Annotated in this window: 17 protein-coding genes; 14 read left to right on the top strand and 3 right to left on the bottom strand. The window is 67.3% G+C overall.

What is annotated here, in order from left to right; translation table 11 throughout:
- The coding region (locus QSK30_RS37065; RefSeq protein ID WP_352231640.1) for a helix-turn-helix domain-containing protein at positions 1–102 on the bottom strand (102 nt) is incomplete at its 3' end.
- A 564-nt stretch (positions 103–666) separates the two neighbouring features.
- Here QSK30_RS37065 and QSK30_RS35545 point away from each other — a divergent pair.
- From QSK30_RS35545 to QSK30_RS35505, 9 genes are all read left to right on the top strand, one after another.
- Positions 667–2,262 (top strand): nuclease-related domain-containing DEAD/DEAH box helicase, encoded by a 1,596-nt coding sequence (locus tag QSK30_RS35545; RefSeq protein WP_352231677.1) that lies wholly within the window; start codon positions 667–669, stop codon positions 2,260–2,262.
- A complete protein-coding gene (locus QSK30_RS35540; RefSeq protein ID WP_285509813.1) occupies positions 2,259–5,423 on the top strand; it encodes a helicase-related protein in 3,165 nt (1,054 codons plus the stop codon). Before QSK30_RS35545 ends, QSK30_RS35540 begins: the two co-directional genes overlap by 4 nt.
- Positions 5,420–7,201 (top strand): MrfA Zn-binding domain-containing protein, encoded by a 1,782-nt coding sequence (gene drmB, locus QSK30_RS35535; RefSeq protein ID WP_285509812.1) that lies wholly within the window; start codon positions 5,420–5,422, stop codon positions 7,199–7,201. Before QSK30_RS35540 ends, drmB begins: the two co-directional genes overlap by 4 nt.
- A 125-nt stretch (positions 7,202–7,326) precedes the next feature.
- Positions 7,327–10,245, top strand: coding sequence for a sigma-70 family RNA polymerase sigma factor (locus QSK30_RS35530; protein ID WP_285509811.1), 2,919 nt, complete (start codon positions 7,327–7,329; stop codon positions 10,243–10,245).
- Entirely contained in the window at positions 10,242–11,993 is a 1,752-nt protein-coding gene (locus tag QSK30_RS35525) for an AIPR family protein (protein ID WP_285509810.1), read from the top strand. Before QSK30_RS35530 ends, QSK30_RS35525 begins: the two co-directional genes overlap by 4 nt.
- 77 nt (positions 11,994–12,070) lie before the next feature.
- Entirely contained in the window at positions 12,071–13,939 is a 1,869-nt protein-coding gene (locus QSK30_RS35520; protein ID WP_285509809.1) for a DNA cytosine methyltransferase, read from the top strand.
- A gap of 279 nt (positions 13,940–14,218) precedes the next feature.
- Positions 14,219–14,482: a hypothetical protein gene (locus QSK30_RS35515; RefSeq protein ID WP_285509808.1), complete on the top strand. Its 264-nt coding sequence runs from the start codon at positions 14,219–14,221 to the stop codon at positions 14,480–14,482.
- A gap of 509 nt (positions 14,483–14,991) precedes the next feature.
- A complete protein-coding gene (locus tag QSK30_RS35510) occupies positions 14,992–15,378 on the top strand; it encodes a hypothetical protein (RefSeq protein WP_285509807.1) in 387 nt (128 codons plus the stop codon).
- 55 nt (positions 15,379–15,433) lie between these two features.
- Positions 15,434–17,617, top strand: a complete 2,184-nt coding sequence (locus tag QSK30_RS35505; RefSeq protein WP_285509806.1) for an ATP-binding protein — start codon at positions 15,434–15,436, stop codon at positions 17,615–17,617.
- 110 nt (positions 17,618–17,727) lie between these two features.
- On the opposite strand, the gene QSK30_RS35500 is transcribed toward QSK30_RS35505, so the two are convergent.
- Complete coding sequence (locus QSK30_RS35500) at positions 17,728–17,886, bottom strand: hypothetical protein (RefSeq protein WP_285509805.1); 159 nt, start codon at positions 17,884–17,886, stop codon at positions 17,728–17,730.
- A 639-nt stretch (positions 17,887–18,525) separates the two neighbouring features.
- Positions 18,526–18,945: a tyrosine-type recombinase/integrase gene (locus tag QSK30_RS35495; RefSeq protein WP_285509814.1), complete on the bottom strand. Its 420-nt coding sequence runs from the start codon at positions 18,943–18,945 to the stop codon at positions 18,526–18,528.
- On the opposite strand from QSK30_RS35495, the gene QSK30_RS35490 reads away from it, so the two are divergent.
- Genes QSK30_RS35490 through QSK30_RS35470 form a run of 5 tightly spaced genes read left to right on the top strand, consistent with a single transcriptional unit; the run spans position 18,827 to position 21,264 of the window.
- Positions 18,827–19,093 carry a hypothetical protein gene (locus QSK30_RS35490; RefSeq protein ID WP_285509816.1) on the top strand — a complete coding sequence of 89 codons (267 nt, stop codon included), beginning with the start codon at positions 18,827–18,829 and terminating at the stop codon, positions 19,091–19,093. The genes QSK30_RS35495 and QSK30_RS35490 overlap by 119 nt on opposite strands.
- Positions 19,090–19,413, top strand: coding sequence for an ESX-1 secretion-associated protein (locus QSK30_RS35485; protein ID WP_285509804.1), 324 nt, complete (start codon positions 19,090–19,092; stop codon positions 19,411–19,413). The genes QSK30_RS35490 and QSK30_RS35485 overlap by 4 nt, the downstream gene beginning before the upstream one ends.
- Positions 19,410–20,378, top strand: a complete 969-nt coding sequence (locus QSK30_RS35480) for a WXG100 family type VII secretion target (protein ID WP_285509803.1) — start codon at positions 19,410–19,412, stop codon at positions 20,376–20,378. Before QSK30_RS35485 ends, QSK30_RS35480 begins: the two co-directional genes overlap by 4 nt.
- Positions 20,371–20,886 carry a hypothetical protein gene (locus tag QSK30_RS35475; RefSeq protein ID WP_285509802.1) on the top strand — a complete coding sequence of 172 codons (516 nt, stop codon included), beginning with the start codon at positions 20,371–20,373 and terminating at the stop codon, positions 20,884–20,886. The genes QSK30_RS35480 and QSK30_RS35475 overlap by 8 nt, the downstream gene beginning before the upstream one ends.
- Before the next feature lie 18 nt (positions 20,887–20,904).
- Positions 20,905–21,264 carry a class I SAM-dependent methyltransferase gene (locus QSK30_RS35470; RefSeq protein ID WP_285509801.1) on the top strand — a complete coding sequence of 120 codons (360 nt, stop codon included), beginning with the start codon at positions 20,905–20,907 and terminating at the stop codon, positions 21,262–21,264.
- Positions 21,265–21,538 lie beyond the last annotated feature (274 nt).

Genomic DNA, 21,538 nt, shown 5'->3' with positions numbered 1-21,538 from the left:
CACCACAGAGGCACCCCGACCGATCCGGGCGGCGATGTCCCTGAACTCCAACAACTCCACCAGGCCCCGGGAGATCTCCTCCCGATCAGCCAACGTCAACATCCTGCGCACGACAGGGAATCCTTCCCCACCGAACACCAAGATCACATGCTACGACCGTCTGAACCTGCCCCCCGGATCACAGCGATGGTTAGCGAGAAACCGACTAGCGAGAACGACGTCGCGCCGGCGCAGCACACCGGACAACGTCCTCAAAGGACAGTCAAGGGTGATCAAGTTCCGAAGGTCGACTCATCGAGCCACCGAGAACCGAACGGCGGCAGGTCAAGTTGATGCCGCGTGATTTCGGACACGACGCGCAGTCCTTGAGGGTCAGATGAGTGCGACCAGGGGCCTGACCCCTCCGGTCGCTCCCTGGCTGCCGGGTTGTCAGCCCGTTGGGGTAAAGGATCCGCCACGCAGGTAATCCGAATGGCCTAGTCTCATTTCTGTTTTCCCAGTTCAGGGGCTTGGCTCGCGATTGGCTGTAACTCGACACCAGGTAGTGGCGATGCACCGACTGATGGCGTGTATGTTCTAGTGGGGGTTGCGAGGGCGGCAATTGGGAACACTCGTAGGTACGCTGTCTGGATAGTTGACGCCCGTGTTTAGTCCATTGACCACGCCATGAACCGGACCGGCCTACGTATGCGAATGATCCCGAATGGAGTGCCGCGCACTTCTAGTCCCGCTGAGCAACTCGTTTACCGGCAATTGAGCGATGTCGAGGTGGCAGGCTGGGATGTCGCTCTGCACAGCATGCGCCTGCCGGTGCATGTTCGCAAACGGGTATGCGAGATCGACTTCCTACTTGTAGGCCCGCGGGGTCTGCTGGGGTTGGAGGTCAAGGGTGGTGAAGTCTCGCTGCGGGAACGTGTGTGGCACAGTCGCGATCTGCACGGCAGGCGACACCGGCTGAAGGAGAGTCCGGTCGACCAACTGCACTCGGCTATGTTCGCACTTGAGGGCAGGTTGCGCGCCGAGTTAGACAAAGAATTGGTCAGGCGCACTGTCTTCGGCCAAGGACTCGTGTTCCCGGACTGCGCTTTCGATGTGGCCTCGGTCGAGTGGGAGGCCGAGACTGTGCTGGATCAGCCGGGTATGGTCCAACTGGGCTGGGCGAAGTGGCTGGACGGGGTTGGCAGCGTGTGGGAAGGGAAGCCCGGGAACCGGTCGACGCTTTCCGGCGCAGACGTCTCGCGATACCTCGACTACTTGCGCCCGGACTACGAACAGGTGCGAACGTTGGGCCAGTTGAGCAGCGAGGTCGATACCGAGCTGGCAACACTGACCGAGCAGCAGTACCGGGCCCTCGATTTGGTGGAGACCAATTCGCGAATCCTGTTCGAAGGTGGCGCTGGAACTGGTAAGACCATGCTCGCCGCCGAGATGTGCAGACGCTTGGCGGAGTCTGGTGACCGTGTACTGCTCACCTGCCGCAGTGGGGTGCTCGCCGCGTTCATCGCCGCGCAACCCGGGCTGGACGGGGTCACCGTGTTGCCCTTCGACCGTGTCACGAGCGAAGCGGTGGCCACCTTTGACGCTGTGGTGGTCGACGAAGCGCAGGATGTGGTCAACGGGGCTGACCTGGATGTGGTCGAGCGTGTGTTGTCCGGCGGACTCGCGGAGGGACGTTGGGTCCTGCTCCTCGACTCCAACAACCAGCGTGGGCTGGTGGGCAGCTACGAGGACGCGGCCATGACCCGGCTCGCCGAGCACCGGCCTGCCCGGTTCAAGCTGAAGGACAACTGTCGGAACACGGTCGAGATCGTGACCGCCACTCGGGAGCGCACCGGTGCTGATCTCGGCGTCACCACCGCCGGTCACGGTCAAGAGGTGGTGGTTTTCGAGCAGACCCGTGCCGACCTCGGCCGTACCGTGGCAGATCTGCTCGACAAGCTCGAAGCCGACCAGGTCCCGTTGAACCAGGTGGTGCTGCTGTCGCCACGCCCCTTCGGCGCCTCGGTGTTCGCCGAGCTGCCGAGTCCGTGGCGCGACCGGGTCGACATCCTCGACCTGGCCCGGATGCGCAAGCCGACCGGCGGGCGGGTCGGGTTCGCCCGGATCGCCGAGTTCAAGGGGTTGGAAAGCCCCTTCGTCGTGGTCGAGTCGCTTCCTGACGGTGACTGCGAAGCGATCCGGTCGGCGCTCTACGTCGGCATGACGAGGGCGCGCGCGGCCCTCTGGGTGGTCTGCCCGCAGGACGGAGGAGCGGTCGCATGACCACCTTCGACACGGGTTCGTCGGATCGCGACGCCCTGCTGTCCTATCTGCACCGCCATCTGATCGGTCCTGCGGAGGGACCGGTGGAAGTGGTGGACGACCGCCCCAACGAGCGCTACTTGTCCGGGGTGCTCTACCCGCAGTTCAAGGCAGCCGACTACGGGGCCGAGATGCCGGAGGACGGGGAGCCGCTCACCGACGACGTGGGTGCTCCGGTCGACGACGAGGCGGACGACCCGGTAACCATGTCCGGGCAGGACCGGCCGAGTTCGGTCGGCATCAGCTTCGTCACCAGCCAGTGGTCCCCGGTCGTCGTTGAGGTCCAGGTCGGTCGCTACCTGGGCTCCGACGACGGCCACGAGTCCCAGTGGGTTCGGACAGGTACAGCGCTCACCGGCGATGACGCCGTTCGGCTGCACCCGCCGCAAGATGGTCCAACGGTGGCCAAGCACGACATCCTCGACGGTCACGCGACGGTCCACGTACGTTGGCGCCGCCACCACCCGGGCGCGGTGATCACCGCGGTACTGGTCAACAACCGGTCGCAGGACCGCAAAGAGCGAGTTGATCCGCGGCAGTGCCTCTACCAGGTCGACCTCCACTGCCGCCCCACGACCGGCTCCATCACCAGGTACCCGTCCAAGCCGCACACCTCGGGCGACACCGAGGCCGCTGAACTGGAGTTGCAGTACCGCGATGTCCACGTGTACGCGATCGGCCATGGGTGCGCGGCCACCTGGGCGGAGCGGGCCGACCTGCTGTGGGTCGGTACGACCTTCCTCCCGGTGCACGTCGTCCGAGATGTTGACTTCCGGGTCGAGCAGGCCGAGGAGATCTGCAGGCTGACCCGGTTGATGGAGATCGACAGATCTCCCGAGCCCTTGTTCACCGAGCTGTCGGCCTTCGTCACCGGCTACGCGGAGTGGATCGAGGCTGCTCGGGCGTCGATCGGGGGCTCTCTCCCCGCGCACTTGGTCGCCGCCGCGGATCGGTTGCTGGAGCGGGCCGAGCGCGCTCACACACGCATGTCGCGGGGCATCGAGATCTTGCGTGACCCCGCGAACCCGAGAGTGCTCGAAGCCTTCGCGCTGGCCAACAGGGCCATGGTCATGCAGATGGCGCACAGCGCGCCCGAGCTGGGTGGTACGACGCATCCCGTCGCGCAGGCGCCGGTCGACCTCGAACCGGACTACTCCGCCACCGATCCCCGATGGCGGCCGTTCCAACTCGGCTTCTTGTTGCTCAACATCGACGGAGTCGTCCACGAGGGACCTGATCGCGACTTGGTGGACCTCATCTGGTTCCCGACCGGTGGCGGCAAGACCGAGGCGTACCTGGGGCTCGCCGCGTTCACGATCTTCCACCGCAGGCTGGTCCTCGGCGACGAGGGCGCGGGTACCACGGTGATCACGCGCTACACCCTCCGCCTGCTCACCACCCAGCAGTTCCAGCGTGCCGCGACGCTGATCGCCGCGTGCGAGCTGCTGCGCAGGCGCCGTCCCGACGCCCTCGGCAGCAGGCCGATCTCCATCGGGATCTGGGTGGGCGGCTCGAACACGCCGAACACCTACGCGGAGGCGGTTCGGCTCTTGGAGCAACTCCGAGCGGGAGTGACCGCCGAGCAGGGTTTCCAGATCGAGAGCTGCCCGTGGTGCGGCACCCGGGTGGCGCCGCGCGACCTCGACGACGAGCAGGTGTGGGGCGTCAGCGCGACCAACAACTCCTTCCGGGTGCGCTGCGTGAACGACGCCTGCCCGTTCTCCGGTGGGTTGCCGATCTCATCGGTTGACCAGGACCTCTACGACAACCCGCCGACGATGGTCGTCGGCACCGTCGACAAGTTCGCCCGTGCCGCTTGGGAGCCTGCTACCGGGGTGTTCTTCGGGGCGGGAGCCGATCCCGGTCCGTCCCTGATCATCCAGGACGAGTTCCACCTGATCTCCGGCCCGCTCGGCACCGTGGTCGCCCTCTACGAGGCCGCTTTCGACGTACTCATGAGGCACAGCGGTGCCCGGCCGAAGATCGTGGCCGCGACGGCGACGATCCGCAACGCCGACGATCAGACCAGGGGCGTGTTCGGCCGTGAGGTCGCCTTGTTCCCGCCTGCCGGGGTGGACGCGGCGAGTTCGCACTTCGTCAAGACGGACACCAAGAGCCCGGGACGCGCCTACGCGGGTGTCATGCCGCAGGGCCACACGCCGGTGACCGGGCTGGTGCACGTCACCGCTGCCCAGCTGCAAGCGGTGCGCGAGATCGGGTTCGGGTCCGAGCAGGTCGAGGACGCCTACTCGACGCTGGTCGTCTACCACAACAGCCTGCGTGAGCTGGGAAAGACGATGACCCTCGCACTGGACGACATCCCGTCCCGCATCAAGATCATCGCCGCCGCACAGGACGATCTGCGCGAGATCGACGACGACAACGTGATCGAGTTGACCAGCAACGTCGACTCAGTGCGCATCCCGCGGTTGCTCGACCGGTTGAAGAAGCCCGCGGCCGAGGGGATCGCCTTCTTGGCCAGTACCAACATGATCTCCGTCGGAGTCGACGTGCCCCGGCTGGGGACGATGACCGTGGTCGGTCAGCCGAAGACGACCGCCGAGTACATCCAGGCCACGAGTCGGGTCGGCCGTGACCGGAACCGCCCGGGGTTGGTGGTGGTCTTGTACTCGCCGTCGAAGCCACGAGACCGGTCGCACTACGAGTCCTTCGTGCCTTACCACTCGGCGCTCTACCGTGCGGTCGAACCGACGTCGGTCACCCCGTTCTCGGTGGCCGCCCGGGGTCGTGCCCTCCATGCCGACTTGGTCGTCTTGGTGCGGCACGGGCTGGGATTGGGCGCCGACACCGACGCCGATCGGTTCGACTCGGCGGACCCCGCCCTGCGGGTCTTGGTGGAGCAGTTCCTCGCCCGGGCGCGGGCCGCGGACCCGGCGGAGTCCGATGAGGTCGAGCGAGACCTCCACCGGCTCCTCGGGGAGTGGGACGCGGCGGTCGAGCAGGCGCAGACCGCCGGTGGACTGGTGTACAGGGCCTCCGGCAAAGCCAGACCCAAGCTGCTTCGCCGGTTCTCCCACTCCTACGGCACGTGGCCGACCTTGGACTCGATGCGCAACGTGGACGCCGAGGTCGAGGTCTACGTCCGGGGAGCGTCGAAATGAGCGTGCGCAAGCTCCGCCGTTCCCAGGTCGTCGGACCGTTCGGACCGGGTGCCATCGTGGACCTGCTCGGCGAGTCGTTCGTCGCCGAGGACGCTGGCCAATGGCGCAACAAGCTAGCAGAGATCGACTTTCCGCGGTTGGCCCGCTACCTCGGCGTCGACAAGCTCAAGACCGCGCTGCCAGGGGGTGCTCTTCCCTACCTCCGGTTCCCGCGGACGTTGTTCTGCTTCCGGTGTCGGGCGATGGTTCAGTGGACCAAGGGGCGAGAGCAAAGAGGGCAGCCGCCGACCTGCACGACGTGCCCCGGCCGCCGAGTCCTCATCCCGATGCGGTTCGTGGCCGCGTGCGCCGACGGGCACCTGACCGATGTCGACTGGCGGCGGTGGGCGCACTCGGCTTCCCGCAAGAGCCGTGACCAGAACCAGTGCGCCAGTCGGGACCTGCTCTTCAACAACCGCGCCGACGCGGGTGGCGGTCTCGCGTCGCTGGTTGTCCAATGTCGCAAGTGCAAGGCGTTCAGGTCCCTGCTCGGGATCACCAACTTCGGCGGAATTCCCCAGCGCTGCCCCGGCACCCAACCCTGGCAATCCCAGGTCGACGCGGTGACCTGCTCCAAGCCGTTGGTGTCGTTGCAGCGCGGTGCGTCCAACATCTACTTCCCGACGATCCACAGCGCGATCGACATTCCGCCGGACTCCGACTGGCGCGAGATCGACCCGGCGATGGCCACCCTGACCGGTTTCCAGGAATTCAAGCTCCTCGTCGACAGAGCGTCGCTGATACCGGCCATCCGGCAGGTCGCTCTCGACCACTTGGTCCACCAGACGCAGTTCACGGCCGAGGAGATCATGGCCGAGGTCGACGTCCGGCGCGGTGGATCACGGGTCGGTACCGTGGACGACATCCGGCCGGACGAATGGGTGGCGCTGCGCCACCCGCACGGCCAGCACGATCCTCGTGATCGCTTCATCGCCCGCCGCGCCGTACATCCGTCGGGTGCCACACCGATTGGTGGCGCGGAAGCCGAACTCGCCAGGGTGCTCGCCGACATCGTCTTGGTCGAGAGGCTTAGGGAAGTCCGGGTCCTCACGGAGTTCAAGCGGTACAAGATGGAATCGGCGGTCCCAGCGAACATCGGTGACCCCACACACTTCCTGCCGGCCGCGGAGGTGTACGGCGAGGGGTACTTCCTGAGGTTCGCCGAGGAGGCGATCGCGGAGTGGGAGACACGTCCTCGAGTCAGAGCACAGGTGGCGTTGATCGCCAAGCGGATGGATGACTTCGCCAGGAAGCGGTACCCGGAGCCCACGCCCAGGTTCATCTTGATGCACACCTTCGCGCACCTGCTCCTCCGGCAGACCGCGTTCGAGGCGGGGTACTCGACCTCGTCACTGCGTGAACGCCTCTACGTGACCCCGAAAACCCGCGCACCCGCGATGGCCGGAATCTTGATCTACACCGCGGCCGGGGATTCCGAGGGGACACTCGGCGGATTGGTCCGCATGGGACAGCCCGAGCGCCTGTGGCGGTTGCTCTCCAACGCCGTTTCGGCCGCTCAGTGGTGTTCGTTCGATCCGGTGTGCGGTGAGTCGAAGGGCCAAGGACCGGATGGGCTCTCGTTGGCGGCGTGCCACGCTTGCGCGCTCGTCCCGGAGACCAGTTGCGACCAATCGGCGAACCGCTTGCTCGACCGGTCGCTGCTGGTGGACGAGGACTACGGGTTCTTCGCACCGCTGGCCGGACTTCTCGGGCCCCTGCCCAGCGGTGGGATCTGGTGACCGCGGCGGGTGCACGCGATCGCGGTCACCAGGTTGTACCCACTGCCATCGGCGCTGACCAGGTCGCGCTCGGGGTGGGAAAACTACGCCAACACGGCCAGGGGTTGATACTGACCCGCCGATGGGTGCTCCACGATCGCGTCGAGGTCGCCATCGGCGGCGGAACCGGGCAAGCGAGGACGTACAACAAGTACGTCACGGCCTTGTGGAACGAAATCCACTGCGCTGATCCCGACGGCTACGAGCGGTACGACCTCGAACTGTCCGACTTTCTGGATCGGCTGCGGCGCCGGACGGCGAAGCGGGCGTACCCCACCCGCCTGGTCATCCTCGAAGGCCAAGAGCTGGAGACTGACTTCTACGCAGCCCTGCCCCTGCTCGGCATCCCCGCCACGGTGTTCGTCGACCCAGTCGCTCCGGTCAGTGACGACCAGTCGACCCTGACCGAGATCGCCAGGACGCTGGGTGTCGTCCCGTCCGCTCTCGCGGGCCACCCGGACACGACCGCGCCCATACACCGCTTCGTGAGCGGGTTTGAGACCTGTCCGCCGAGCCTGCGGGGCAGCGAACCCGCGCGCCCGGGACCGCGCCCACGGCTGGTTCGATTCGAGGACCACGACGCGGAGGTGCAGCTCATCGCGCAGTACGCCACGGCGTACCCACGGGAATCAATCGGAGTGCTCGTCCTCACCACCGACTTGGTCGAGCGGTTCACCGCCTCGTTGCGGCACATGTTCGACCTGCCGGTCCAGTCCTACGAACGGTACAACGGCAAGCGCGTGAACTGGTCGTCGAACACCGGCGTCACGGTCCTCACCTGGAGTAGCAGTGTCGGCACGAAGTTCGACCGCGTTTTCCTCCCGAGCCTGCACTACTACTCCGAGTCTTCCTTGCTGACCTGGCTTCCAGTCGTCAGCGCGACAGCACGTGCTGAACTTCTTCTGCTCTACCACGGAGTTGGGGAACCTCCGGCGTTGTCCTGCCTCCCCTTGGATCACGTCGAGCCCTACACCGGTGAGCGAATGCCCGCGGTGACTCCCGCGGACCGGCCACGGCAGGCAGCTTTCCCCGATCTCGAACCGCGTGAACGTGCTCGCGCTGTGTTGCGGGCCGACCGCGCATCGCTCCGGCATCGCAGCCGCGTGTTGACCGCCGACGAGGAAATCGGGCTTGCCGGGCTGATGCGTGGTGAAGGGGTGACGTTGGACGATGAGCTGCCCAAGGGGTACCGGGCGACGTTGGCCGACACCGATGAGCGGGCTGCCGCGTTCGACGCCATGATCCTGCACAACTGGCGTCTGGTCCGGTCCACTGTGGCCAAGTACGCGGAGTCCTCCTCTTCGTTCGAGTACGAGGACTTCGTCCAGTACGGAATCATCGGTCTGATCCGCGCGGTCGAGAAGTTCGACGCCTCTCGCGGGCACAAGTTCTCCACCTACGCCACGAGGTGGATCGACCAGGCTGTCTCCCGGGCCATACCGGACGAGGGATTGATGATCCGGATCCCGGTCCACGTCTGGGAGATGGTCCGCAAGATCGCCTCGGCGCGCGGCAGGCTGGTTCGCGAAGGCAAGGCCGACTCGATGGACGCGCTCTGCGAGGCGACGGACCTGGCCGAGGACAAGGTGGACCTGTGCCTGAAGCTCCTCACCGGTGTGCGCAGCCTGGACGAGCCGGTGCGGGAATACCCGGACCTCACCCTGGGAGAACTGCTGCCCGACGAGAGTGCGCGTGCCATCGACGACATCATCGACCGGCGGTCGATCGTGGCGACGGTGAACGCGGCGCTCGCCCGGCTCAGCGCCCGCGAGTCGGAGATCATGCGGCTGCGGTTCGGGTTCGTCGACGGCGAGGAGTGGACGCTCGACCGGATCGGGCTGCGGTACTCGGTTACCCGCGAGCGGATCCGGCAGATCGAGGTCAAGGCGAAGGTGCGGCTCCGCGACTTCGTCACCGGTTCGGTGGTCCACGTCGGCGCTCGGCGTCCTCGGCGGGTCCGGCCCGGAGCCCGCGTTCCGGCCCCCCGTCCGAGGCTCTCCAGCGGTGACGGTCCGGCCCGTTCCGGGCGTGGGTTGCTGGTAGCCCTGGGGAGGCCGACCGAGACGACTCCGGTCGCCGCGGTCGCGCGGTTGATCGCGGACCACGCCGCACCCGTCAACGGGGCCAGCATGACCGCTGTGGCAGGCGAAGAGGGTGGCCGGGTGTGGTGTGCGTTCAGCTGCGACGGCGCGGCCAGCCCGTTGTTGGACCTCATCCGGTCGCCGTCGTTCCCAGGTGGGCCCGGCTGGACAGAGGGCGGTTTGGCCGCGGCGATGGCCTGGTTCACCAAGATCGAAGTTTGGAGCGGTACGTCGAGCCTCGCGCTGGTCAGCGACGAGGGAACCGATGAGTGGACGCTGCACCCCCGTGCCGGGAACACACCGGCAAGCCTGCCGTCACCACACGAAGGCGACCGCGTCGCCGTCGCGGTCGAGACCGCTCGTCCCGCCGCCTTCTCACTGACGGTGGCCGAGTTCGTGGACGGGCTCGCGCACGAGGTGGGTCTGATGCTCGGGCCCCTGCTCGATGACGGACGGGTGATCGCGGCGGTGAACGGCGCCGTCGTGCGGCCGGTCGACCCGTTCCTCTCAGCCAACACCCGCGCCCAGGACATGGGTGTCGAGCACATCTCGGCCGATGGGCACGAAGCCTTTGTCAACCCGCACATCCTTCCGCACCCCACCTTCCTGGGCCCGGGGGATGCGCGGCATACCGGACACCCCGATACGTGGGTCGAGAGGCAAGGCCTCTACGTGCGCTGCGGGGAGCAGTACCTGGTCCGCGGCGGGTGGTGCGAGCTCCCCGGGCTGAGTGCGGACGCGGGCGGCGCGCTGGCCAGGGTCGACGTCCGCATCGATCCTGACCAACGCGCCGCGTGGTGCCTCGGTTCGGGTGGGCCCGCCGCCGCCCCGAAACCGATCCGCAACCGCTTGGCGGCGCTCGCCCACTCGGCCCGCGCCCGGTCCCAGGCCGTCCTGGCCAGTCACGGAGGTGCCCGCGCATGACCGACCACCCCCTGCACGAGTTCGTCAGCGACCTCAAGCGGCGACTGGAGCACCGCGTCGAGGACCAGCCGGAGTTGATGACCAGGGACGCCTTCGTGAACCTGGTGACCGAGTACCTGGTGGAGGACGGGTCGCTGGACGACCTCGACCCTTGCTACTTGCACATGACCTGGGGCAAGCGCCGCGTCGAGACCGCCGGGTACGACATCTCCGACGACGAGTCGATCCTGCACCTGGTGGTCGCCGAGTACGGCATGTTCGGCTCGGTGTTGCGGCGGGACCGCGTGGACCAGATGGTGCGCCGCGCCGGGGCGTTCGTGGACTTCTGCCGAGAGGGCCAACACACCCTGCTCGAACCGTCCAGTCCCGCCTACGACATGGTCGAGCGCATCCACACCGCTTGGTCGCGGCTGCAATCGGTCAAGATCCTGGTGCTCACCGACGGCGTCACCAACATCCGCAAGATGAAGGAGAACCCGGTCGGTGGGCTGCCGACCTCGGTGCAGGTCTGGGACCTGGAGCGGTTGCACCGCCTCATGGGAGTCAGCATGGCCCCCGAGGAGATCGTGATCAACCTGGACGAGTTGGGCCACGCCGTCCCCTGCCTCGAATCACCCGAGCAGGCCGACGGTTACCGCTGCCTCATGGCGGTGTTCCCCGGGAAGCTCTTAGCGGACCTCTACGAGGAACACCACAGCAGATTGCTGCAGCGCAACGTGCGCGCGTACCTGCAGGCACGAGGCAAGATCAACAAGAAGATCGCGGAGACGATCAAGGAAGAGCCGGGGAGATTCCTGGCCTACAACAACGGCGTCTCGGCGACCGCGAAGTCGGCGACCCTGGTCCCGGGTCCGAACGGCCCGATCTTGGCGAGCCTCACCGAACTGCAGATCGTCAACGGTGGTCAGACCACCGCCTCGCTGCACCACGCCGCGCGCAAAGGGGTGCCACTGGACGCGGTGCACGTCCCCGCCAAGATCACGCTCATCGCGGACGACACGCTGGACCCAATGATCCCGCTGATCTCCAAGTACGCCAACTCGCAGAACGCGGTGACCTCGGCCGACTTCGAGGGCAACAGCGTGTTCCACGTCGGGTTGGAACGGCTCTCGCGCACGACTTGGGCCACCAAACCGGATGGCGAGCAGACCCGCTGGTATTACGAGCGCGTGCGGGGTCAGTACGAAGTGGACAAGAACCGGTTGACGACCGCCGCCAAACGCAAGCAATTCGACGCCGAGAACCCCAGGCACCAGCGGTTCGGGAAGACCGATGCCGCCAAGTTCGAGTACGCCAGCGCCCTGCGCCCCGATGTGGCCTGCCAGGGGGGTCAGAAGTGCTTCCTGCGCTGGACCGAGGAGGAGAACCTCGACAAGCGGGAGGCCCCGTCCGCGGAGTACTTCCGCCACATGGTGGCCAAAGCCGTCCTGTACAACAACATCCGCACCCTCATCCACGCCCAGTTGGTGGGCGGCTACCTCGCCCAGATCACGGCGTACACCGTGGCGCTGCTCACTGAACGGGTCGGGGTCCTCGACTACGACCTGGTGTGGCGCGCGCAGCGGCTACCCGAGCCGTTGGCCGAGGTGGTCCCGGCCGCCGCCCAAGCCGTCCGGCGTGAGTTGGTGGAGGGCTCGGGCGCGGCGAACGTCACGGAGTGGTGCAAGAAGGCTGACGGTTGGTCGGCCGTCCAACGGTCACCGTGGCAGCCACCCGCCACGTTGGTCGAGGCCGTCGGTGCCCGGTGAACCCTGAACCGCCTCCTGAGTTCCGGTGGCGCGGCGCCGTACCTGTAGGAAAGCAGATCGAGGAAGTTGAGGGACCGGTGGCGGTCTATGGCGTCAAACTGCTCCGCAGCGATGTGCTCAAGCTCGCGGACCACCCGCAGGCGTGCACCGAAGACACTTTCGCCCAGTGGTGCGCCGAGCGGGTATCCATGGGCGCCCGGCTCGCGGTCGATCTGTTCTCCGGCGCGGGCGGCTTGAGCCTCGGCATGACCGACGCGGGGTGGACCGTCGCCGCATCGGTCGACCACAATGGACACGCGCTGAACACGCACCGGGCGAACTTTCCCGGCTTGGCCCTCAACATGGACCTCGGCGACCCAGCCTGCCGAAAGCGCTTGGTGCAGCTGCTTGGTGCGGCGGAGATCGACCTCATCGCGGGCGGGCCACCGTGCCAGCCGTTCAGCCGCGCGGGCCGCAGCAAGATCCGCAGCCTGGTGAACGCCGGCCTGCGAGACGAGCACGACGAGCGCAAAGACATGTGGCGGGCCTACTTGGACGTCGTGCTGCGCGTGCGTCCCAGGGCCGTGCTGATGGAGAACGTGCCGGACATGGCACTGGGTGACGACTTCTTCGTTGTCCGCAACATCGTGGAAAGCCTGGAGTCGGCCGGATACCGGACCCAGTTGCGCTTGGTGGACGCATGGCGCTACGGCGTCCCGCAGCACCGCAAACGCCTCATCGTCCTGGCGCGTCGCGACTCCGACGAGTTCTCGTGGCCGGAGACCGGCCCCGAGGTCACCGTCCGCGACGCCATCGAAGACCTTCCTGCGCTGGGGGACACCACCGGCGCCCGTCAGCTCGGGTACCGCGAGCCGGACCCGCTGGCGGACTTCGCGGCGAAGATGCGCAAGGGTGCCCCGGCAGGCGTCGTGTTCGACCACATGACCCGTCCGGTGCGCGACGACGACCGGGAGATATTCGAGGGGATGACCTCGCGGACGCTCTACGCGGACATCGCCGAGCACCTGCGCCGCTACAAGTCCGATACCTTTGACGACAAGTACAAGCGGTTGGACTGGGACGAGCGCAGCCGCTCGATCACCGCGCACATCGCGAAGGACGGCTACTGGTACATCCACCCGAAGGAAAACCGGACGCTGACGGTGCGCGAGGCCGCCCGCATCCAGACCTTCCCCGACTGGTTCCGGTTCGCAGGCACCCGTAGCCACGCGTTCCAGCAGATAGGCAACGCGGTTCCGCCGAAGCTCGGTGAAGCGGCGGCCACCGCCTTGGTGCCGCTGCCCGAACGGCCCAAGAGCCGGATCAATCGGTGGCGCGCACTGCGCGGCCGCTTGACAGCTTGGGCCCTGCAGCAGCGCGAGGGAACGTACTGGAGCGTCTTCCCCGGGCCCAGGATCGGACCGGCGACCGCCGCGGTGGTCACCCTGCTGGATCCGAGCCCGATGGAGGTCTACACGCTCAATCCCGTCTTCGTCGAGGTGGCGGCCCGCGGCCGGATCTCGGTGAAGGCGGTCCGGCTGGTCGAGCAGGCGGGCCTGGGCCACACGCCGACCGCGGCGGTCAAGGCCGCCCGGACGGCGCAGGAGGAACGCCGGATCAGCTGGCACGCGGAGGATCTCCCCGACCTGCTCGACCTCAAGCCCAAGCAGGTCGCCACGTTGCGGTTGCTGGCCGGGGATGACGTGCTCCTGTCCGGTGATCCCGTGCTCCGAGTGGCGGCCCGGGTCCTCGACACCCGGTCGGACAAGACCAACAGCCTCACCGACGGCCGGGTCGACCTCGCGCGATTGGTCGGCGGCGGGACCGACGCGCCCCTCCGGATGGCCGCGATCCGGTTGATCAGTCAGCTGTACTGCGTGAAGAACAACCCGGTTTGCGGCCAGTGCCCACTTGCCTCCAAGTGCGCGTTCGCCCAGCGGGGCGGGCCGTCAGGGCTACTGTTCTAGGCGTACTCGATTCTGTGCGCGCCCAGGCGCAGCGGCAGCCTGTTCGCCCGTGCTGGGGTGTGCGATCTCCTTTCCCGGGTCTCGTCGTCTGCGATGCTGTCGGCAATGGTGACCTGAACGAGAAGTGCGTGTGTCCGCCGAGTTGGAACGGCTTGTCGTCGAGTTCGAGGAGTTCCAGGGAAAGATCAAGCAGGCCGAGACGATGTTCCGCGGGAACCAACTCGTCATCAGGCACAACACTCACTGCGCCAGTGTCCTTGCCATCGGTACACGAAGTCTATGACACGCACGCGGCGGCACCCCGTTCTTCAACTCCCCGGCCAGTCGGTCACCGTGTGCGGATTGCTCGTCCTCACGCAGGACATGGGGCGAGTCACCGCGCCGGAGACGCACATGATCGTGGCCACCGGGGCGACGACCCAGCGCGTCGCCGCGCTCACCGCGGCCGTGGTGGTGCTGCAGGAAGTCGCGGCCACCGCGTCGGGGACGCTGTTGTTGATCCCCGCCCCGCCGGCACGGCACTGTTCCGATGCGCCTTCCTAGTCTGTAGTGGCAAGGATAGACCGAGGCGTTCGATGAGCGCGCCGTCTCGAGTGGTCACCCGGACGTGGTCGTGGCCGGTGGCGTCAAGCCCGCAGCGGGCGCTTGCGGTGACTTCCTCGTCGATGTCGATCGTGGAGGCCTGGGAGTCTGCTCGCCGGGGCGCTCCCCTCGGGGAGCGGGCCCTGTCCGCGTTGTGATCTGGCTTTCAACCACCCGATCCGGCGCAGGTCCGGGCGGCGCCGTCCGATCCTCCGCTCCCAGAGCGGGCCCGCACCCAGTCCTGACCTTAAGGGTGGACTCGGCGCGAGGCGGCCTGCGGCGAACACTGATGTCCTCATTCGCTGCGTTGCCAACGACAGCGGCAATTCGACATCGGGTGTTCTCGGCATCCACAAATAGGCCCGAGTATTGAATACTCGGGGGCCTCTGAGTGGGAACGGGGTGAGGGTGTGTTGGAGTCCGCACTGGTGGAGCTCGCAGCGGCTGGGGCGTCAGCGGTGGTGAGCGCCATGGCGACCGACGCCTGGGAAGTGGTCCGAGACCGTTTTGTCCGGCTGTTCGGTCGTGATGTCGAACAGACCACCGTGATCGAGACCAGATTGGACAAGGCGCGGGCCGAAATCGTCGCGGTCGACGGACCACGTCGTGATGAGGTCGTCGACGCACAGCAGCGGGTGTGGGAGGCCGAACTCGTCTCCGAACTGGTTGCCCGGCCCGCAGTGGCCACCCCGCTAGGAGAGTGGGCGGCCCAGGTCACCGCCATGCTTTCGGCGCGCCCAGACGTGACCGTGCACCAGCACGCGTCCGCCACGGGCAACGCTCGCCAGGTGGTCCAGGGCCAGGGGTCGCAAACGATCTCCTTCGGCGGACCGGGCGATGCCGACTCACCCCGCTGACGGGCCTGAGGTCGTCCAGTCGGTCATCGCCTCCGGCGACGCTACGATGGCCGTCTTGGGGCAGGGCATCCAGCACAACCACTTCCATGGTGTCGGACCTGTTGAGTTGGTGGTTCCCGCCGTGGCGACGAATACCCTGCCTAGAGACGTGCGAACGTTCGTCGGCCGAGAGCCGGAACTGGCCCGGCTGACCGGGATAGCCGCCCAGGCTCGGAACGGCGACGCGGCCAATGTCGTGGTCATCGAGGGTATGGCCGGGGTGGGCAAAACGGCGCTCGCCGTGCGGGTCGCCCATGCAATGCGTAAGTCGTACCCAGATTCCACGTTGTACGTCAATCTCCACGCACACTCTGCGGACCGGGCTGTGATCCATCCGGCGTCCGCCCTGGAGACGCTGCTCCACGCTGTCGGTACCCCGGCGACCGAGATCCCGGCCCCGCTGGACGCGCGTGCCGCGCTGTGGCGGGCCCGGGTCGCGGACCGGCGAGTCCTGCTCGTGCTCGACAATGCCGCCGACGACCGACAGGTGTTACCGCTGCTGCCAGGTACCGCCTCGTGCTTCACGCTGATCACCAGCAGGCGGCGGCTGTTCGGTGTGCCCGACGCGGTCACCGTGCCGCTGCCGGTGCTCGATGAGTCGACCTCGCTGGCGATGTTCGAGGCCATCGTCGGAGCCGATCGTCTGCGGGCCGCCGCTGCCGACGTCCGCAGGATCGTTCGGCAGTGTGCTCACCTGCCCCTGGCTGTCGCGCTGTGCGCTGCCCGGCTCGGTGTGCGGCGGACGTGGGACGCCGGGATGCTGGCAGAGCGGCTGGAACGAGCTGCCGACCGCCTTGCCGAACTCGGAGTGGAAAGCGACAACGTGGCCAATGTCTTCGAATCGTCCTACCGGGATCTCGACGAACCGCAGCGCCGGGTGTTCCACGCTGTTGGGTTGCACGCGACCCAGGATTTCGGTCCACCCGCGGTTGCAGCGCTCTTCGGCGCGCGCGCCGAAGAGGTGGCGGCCAGGCTGGACGAACTGGTCGACCGGAACCTGCTCCAAGAGCAGCAGGTGGGCCGCTATCTCGCCCACGATCTGCTCCATGGGTATGCCAGGGAGGTGGCGACGAGGGAGAGCGACGAGCCGGAGCGCGCTCTCGCCGTCGACAGGATGCTCGACTACTACACGTTCGTCACCTGTCGGGCGGACAGGTACCTCGACCTGCTCGGCAACCGTGAACTCTCGGTTGAGCACGTTCCGGCGGATGTTCCGAGGATCACCACACACGCTGAGGCGGTCGACTGGCTCGAGACCGAAAGAGCAACCCTGCACGCGTGTCTGCTGCTCGCTCTGGAGACCGGCCGGGGCGCCCGCGCCGCTCGGTTGGCCCGGGCAATGGTCTACTTCCTGCGCTTGAAGGGTTACTGGGGCGACGTGCTGCAGCTATGCGAGAGCGTGGTGGATGTCTGCACCAGCTGCGGTGAGGACCTCATCGTCGCGGACATGGCGTTCTACCGTGCCGACATCCTCCGTCTGACCCGTGCCGACGAGGAGGCGCTGCGGGCGTACGACATCGCCCTTTCCGGATACCGGAGGCTGGGTGACCGGCATCGAGAAGCGCGGACGCTGCACTCGATTGGTGACATCGAGCGAAACCAGGGCGGCTTCGCCGCCGCGCTCGACAGCTATGCGGCGGCAATGGCGATCTACCGCGAGCTGGGCAACGACCACGCGGAAGCTCGGGCTCGGCACTCGACGGCAGACGCCTACCGCCTCGCGGGCCGCCCCGACGAAGCCCTCGACGGGTACCAGCGGCTGCTGGACGACTATGCCCGGCACGACGACCAGGTCGGTGCCGCGCGGGTGCACTACGGAATCGCCGAGTTGCGGCTGGCGCTCGGACGGCCGTTCGAAGCGGCGGCGAGTGCCCGGACGGCGCTGGTCGCGTTCGAGCAGTTGGGCGACCGGTTAGGTGAGGCGGATGCCCGCCTGACCCTCGGTGGGGTGCACGCCAGCCTAGGCGAACGAGCCGAGGCCGAGCGTGCGTTCACTGCGGCCAGCATTGGGTACCGGGAGCTGAATGATCTCCTCGGCGAGGCCCGGGCAGCTCGGGGGATCGGGTCGGTGCGCTGTGCTGCTGGCGATACCGAGGGGGGTGCCGCCGAACTGCGGGTCGCCCTCGCGTTGTTCGAGCGGGCAGGGGCCGCCGAAATCGGAGCGGTTCGAGCCGAACTAGAAAGGTGCTCCAGCGACTGAGCGCGTCAGCCATCGGGCCACTCCGGAGCCCGAGATCAAGCACGGTCAGCCGCTGGGTGGCGCGGGTGAGCGCGACGTAGAGCGTCAGCGGCTGGTGGTCGACTCGGTTATCAACTCACCGGTTCCACCAGCACCACCGTGACGTACTCTAGGGCCTTGGAATCCATGCCATCGACCACGCGTACGCGCGGGTCGTCCAGCGCGGCCACCCCGCTGCGGGTCATCGCCACCCGGATGGGGGCAGTGACGACAACGTCCGCGCCGTCCATCTCGGGAAGCAGCCGCCTTGCAGCCCCCAGGGGCCGCGGTGTCCAGTTCGGTCGGGTCGCACAACTGGATCACCGGCTCGATGTCTGTGCTGCGGAAGGCATCTCTAGCAGCGCTGTGAAGTAGGACCCGGTCCTGACGTTCCTCACCAGGCAGGCTGGCGGACTTGGCCGCCAAGTGCAGTGTGGCTACCCAGCGGAGTCGAATCGGTTTGGCTCGGAGACACGTCGAAGGAAGATCGTGCGGCGATTTTGTGGCGATCGGAATCCGTACTAACGAGGTGTATCTCGCACCTCTACGCTGCAAGCGAATGCGCCGACCTAGGCGGACTTGCGTCTTCCCAGGTCAGCGCGTTGGCTGGCCATCTTGACACGGTAGGGGTCACCGGTTCAATCCCCAGTATCGCCCACAGTTTGGTTACGCTGGTGGAACGGCCTGTCGGTACCTAGTACCGGCGGGCCGTTCGGCGTTTTGGCCGTGCGTCGACCGTTGTTTGACCGTCTGATTCGCCGCCGGTGTGCCATGTTGCGCCTGGTCAGCGGCGGGAATCGGCATGATCGTTTGACCGCTGTGTGACCAGGTTGCGCGGTCAGAGGCGATACAGCTTGCTTGAGCGAACCCGGTCGAGGCCGAGGTCCTGGCTAGCACCTGGTACTTCGCCGTCGGTACGAAGTGATGCGGCGTCGCTGCCGCTGGCCGAGCTTGCCTGAAAGGGCGACGCTAGATGATCGCGTTCCTTGGCTGATGGTGTTGGGGGCAGTTCGGATGTGCGCGAGGGCGTCGAGTGCTGTGTCGGTGGGGTTGGGGATGGTGTGGAGGTAGCGTTCGGCGGCGCGGAGGCTGGCGTGGCCGAGGCGTTCGCGGACGGTTTGGAGGTCGGCGCCGCCTTGGAGGAGCCAGGAGGCGTGGGCGTGGCGTAGGTAGTGGACGCGGACTCGGTGGGTGATTCCGGCGGTAAAGGGGGCGGGCACCCAGACGCGTTTCCGGAACCAGTGGCGGGAGCCGTGCTGGCGGTCGGGTTCGTACAACCAGGCGGCCCGGCGGGTGGCGACCAGGACCATGGAGATCATGTCCGGCCTGGTGGGTGGGGACTCCGAGGCGTTGGACATCGTGCGTCGGGCCATGCCGGTGGCGCCGGAGGAAGAACCACCGAGCCCCGGCGACGACAACGACGAGGGCTTCGGCAGCGTCTACGGCAGGCGACGGTGAGCCCGGGGTTCGAGATCGACGACCCGGCGGCGTTGTCGGCGCACGCGGGACAGGTCGCCGGGGTCGCGGAAGGGATCCGGGAGGCCAACACTGCCGGTCAGCAGGTGGGTCTCGGCGGCGTGCAGGCGTACGGGCTGCTGTGCTCTCCCCTGGTCATCCCCGCGTTGCAGGTGTTCCAGGGACAGGTGGACGACCTCCTGCAGAGCGCTTCCGACCTCGCGGGCGCGTTGTCCGACGGCATCACCCGCACCATCACCGACTACGAGGACTTGGAGCGGCAGCTGCAGACCCACTTCGACACCTATGGAGACCCGCGGTGAACGACCTGGTCGCGGATGCCGAGGGGCCCAAGACGTACGCCGGTTCCGGGGGTCTGGAGTCGGTCATGAACCTGCGCCAGGACCTCGGCGACGACTCCAACTGGCAGGAACTCGCCGTGGACGGGGTCATGGTCGGCATCGACGCCCTGTCGATGGTCGTCAACCCGCTCGGCGAGCTGGTCAAGGCGGGCGTGGGCTGGCTGATGGAGCACCTCGACTTCATCCGGGAGCCGCTCGAGGTGCTCACCGGAGATCCCGGCCAGATCGACGCGATCGCCAAGACCTGGGAGAACATCGGCACCCGGCTGGATCAGATGAACGCCGACTACACCACTGCGATGGCGCAGACCTCCGGCTGGAGCGGTGACGCGGCGACGGCGTACCGCGGTGTCGCCGGGGACTACCTCGCGGCGCTGGCCCAGATGGCCAATCAGGCCAGGGACGCGGCCAACGGGGTGAAGACCGCCGGAGTCGTGGTCGGCACCACCCGGGCAATCGTCTTCGACCTGGTCGCCACCTTCGTCAGCGACGTGATCACCCGCGCCCTGCTGGCCCTGGCGTCGTCCTGGTTCACCCTCGGCGCGTCGGTCGGCGTGTTCATCGCGAGCGTCGTCGCGGACGCGGTCCAACTCGCCGCGAAGCTGCAGAAGCGGCTCGGCAAGCTCCTGCAGGCGATCCAGGGTTTCGTCGCCAAGTACCGCGTGCTCGGCGACCGGTCGGCTGACGCGGCCAGGACGCTCGGCCGCAAGTCGACCGAGCTGGGGCGAGAGGCGAACAAGGCGATCCGGGAGTCCACCAGGACGTTGGACTCCCTCGCGCCGAAGTCGGGCAAGCTCAAGGTGTACACCGACCACGTCGACCGCGCGACCGACTCCGGGCTTGGCCGCACGCTGGACCACATGGGTACCAAGGTGGTCAAGGAGGGCACGAAGAGCATCAATGACACGCTCAACCCCGATGCGTGACATCCGCTGGGGCGTCGCCGGCTCCGTCGGTGTCCTGTTCCTCTTCGTCGGGATCTGGGTGTTCTCGGCGTTCCAGACCAGGATCGGTCTCACCGCCAGTTCCCTGTCCGTCGCCCGGGTCGGGACCGCCGAGATCCGATCGTGCTCGGCCGACCCGCTCGACCTGTGGTTGACCTCGGTCTGCGACGCGCAGGTGCGCTGGGCGGGTGAGGACGGCACCGTCGCCAAGCGGGTCCACTCGACGCACGCGCTCAGCGGGACCGTGGACGTCCAGCTCCGCAACGAGGGCACCAGCCGCAGCGGTGGCGGGACCAGCACCACGCTCGTGGTGGCGGACTATCCGCACCACGAGAACGGGACGCTGTTCTTCGTGCTGATGATGGGCAGTGCCGCTGGTGCGCTCGCGCTCGGAACGCTGGTCGGCGGCCTCCTGTCGAAACTGCTCCCCACCCGTCGGCCGCAGAAACTCGCCCTGCGGCCCATGCAGAGACGACGCCGGAAACGCTGATCGGTCCTGCGTGCGCAGATGTTGCACGTAGCAGCCGGGATCTGCGGCGCGAGGCTCTACTACCTGCCCCCGCAGCGCTGCGATGAGCTCATCGACACCATCAGCGAGCTTTCCGCCCCGGGGTCATCCGTGGCCCTCGACGTCGCTCACGCCTGCTTCTTCGAGGCCGAGGAGACCCGCGACTACCGGGCCTTCCTCACCGCCCGCCGATCCCCCTACCTGACCGGCATCGCCAATGCGCACGGCTGGCTCGGTGGCTTCGGTTGGAAGACGGACGCCTTCCAGTGCGAACAGCTCGACCTGTGCGACCTGGTCCCCCCGCCCCCGGCCCGACTCCTCACCCGGCAACACGTCTGGCTCGCCACCGGCACACGCTGACCCACCGTCGCGCACGGCGACCGACGCGACAAGGTCCACCCGAGAAGCCCGCCACCCGCATTCGGCGCGGATCCGAAGGTCTCCGAGCCGAAGATCCAGATGTGGATGCTTGTTGTCGCTGGGCCGAGTGACGTTGTCCTGACTCAACTAGTACGGCAGCCGCCATTTGTTAGCTGACCTGGGTGTTCTCGATGTCGCGGGCGAGTCTGGTGCGTTTGTGGAACCAGCGTGAGCGTGCTTGGTGGGTGCGTCGCCAGTTCACCCAGTGGGTTGT

Source organism: Actinokineospora sp. NBRC 105648 (assembly GCF_030269645.1).
In the GTDB taxonomy this organism is placed as follows: Bacteria; Actinomycetota; Actinomycetes; order Mycobacteriales; family Pseudonocardiaceae; genus Actinokineospora.
This window is presented reverse-complemented; position numbering and strand designations above follow the sequence as displayed.

Excerpts from the sequence above, each read along its gene's own strand:
- QSK30_RS35495 (WP_285509814.1), bottom strand. The coding sequence starts at position 18,945 with ATGGTCCTGGTCGCCACCCGCCGGGCCGCCTGGTTGTACGAACCCGAC.
- QSK30_RS35510 (WP_285509807.1), top strand. The coding sequence starts at position 14,992 with ATGGCGACCGACGCCTGGGAAGTGGTCCGAGACCGTTTTGTCCGGCTG.
- QSK30_RS35500 (WP_285509805.1), bottom strand. The coding sequence starts at position 17,886 with ATGGACGGCGCGGACGTTGTCGTCACTGCCCCCATCCGGGTGGCGATG.
- QSK30_RS35470 (WP_285509801.1), top strand. The coding sequence starts at position 20,905 with ATGTTGCACGTAGCAGCCGGGATCTGCGGCGCGAGGCTCTACTACCTG.
- QSK30_RS35525 (WP_285509810.1), top strand. The coding sequence starts at position 10,242 with ATGACCGACCACCCCCTGCACGAGTTCGTCAGCGACCTCAAGCGGCGA.
- QSK30_RS35540 (WP_285509813.1), top strand. The coding sequence starts at position 2,259 with ATGACCACCTTCGACACGGGTTCGTCGGATCGCGACGCCCTGCTGTCC.
- QSK30_RS35515 (WP_285509808.1), top strand. The coding sequence starts at position 14,219 with ATGACACGCACGCGGCGGCACCCCGTTCTTCAACTCCCCGGCCAGTCG.
- QSK30_RS35545 (WP_352231677.1), top strand. The coding sequence starts at position 667 with ATGAACCGGACCGGCCTACGTATGCGAATGATCCCGAATGGAGTGCCG.
- QSK30_RS35475 (WP_285509802.1), top strand. The coding sequence starts at position 20,371 with ATGCGTGACATCCGCTGGGGCGTCGCCGGCTCCGTCGGTGTCCTGTTC.
- drmB (WP_285509812.1), top strand. The coding sequence starts at position 5,420 with ATGAGCGTGCGCAAGCTCCGCCGTTCCCAGGTCGTCGGACCGTTCGGA.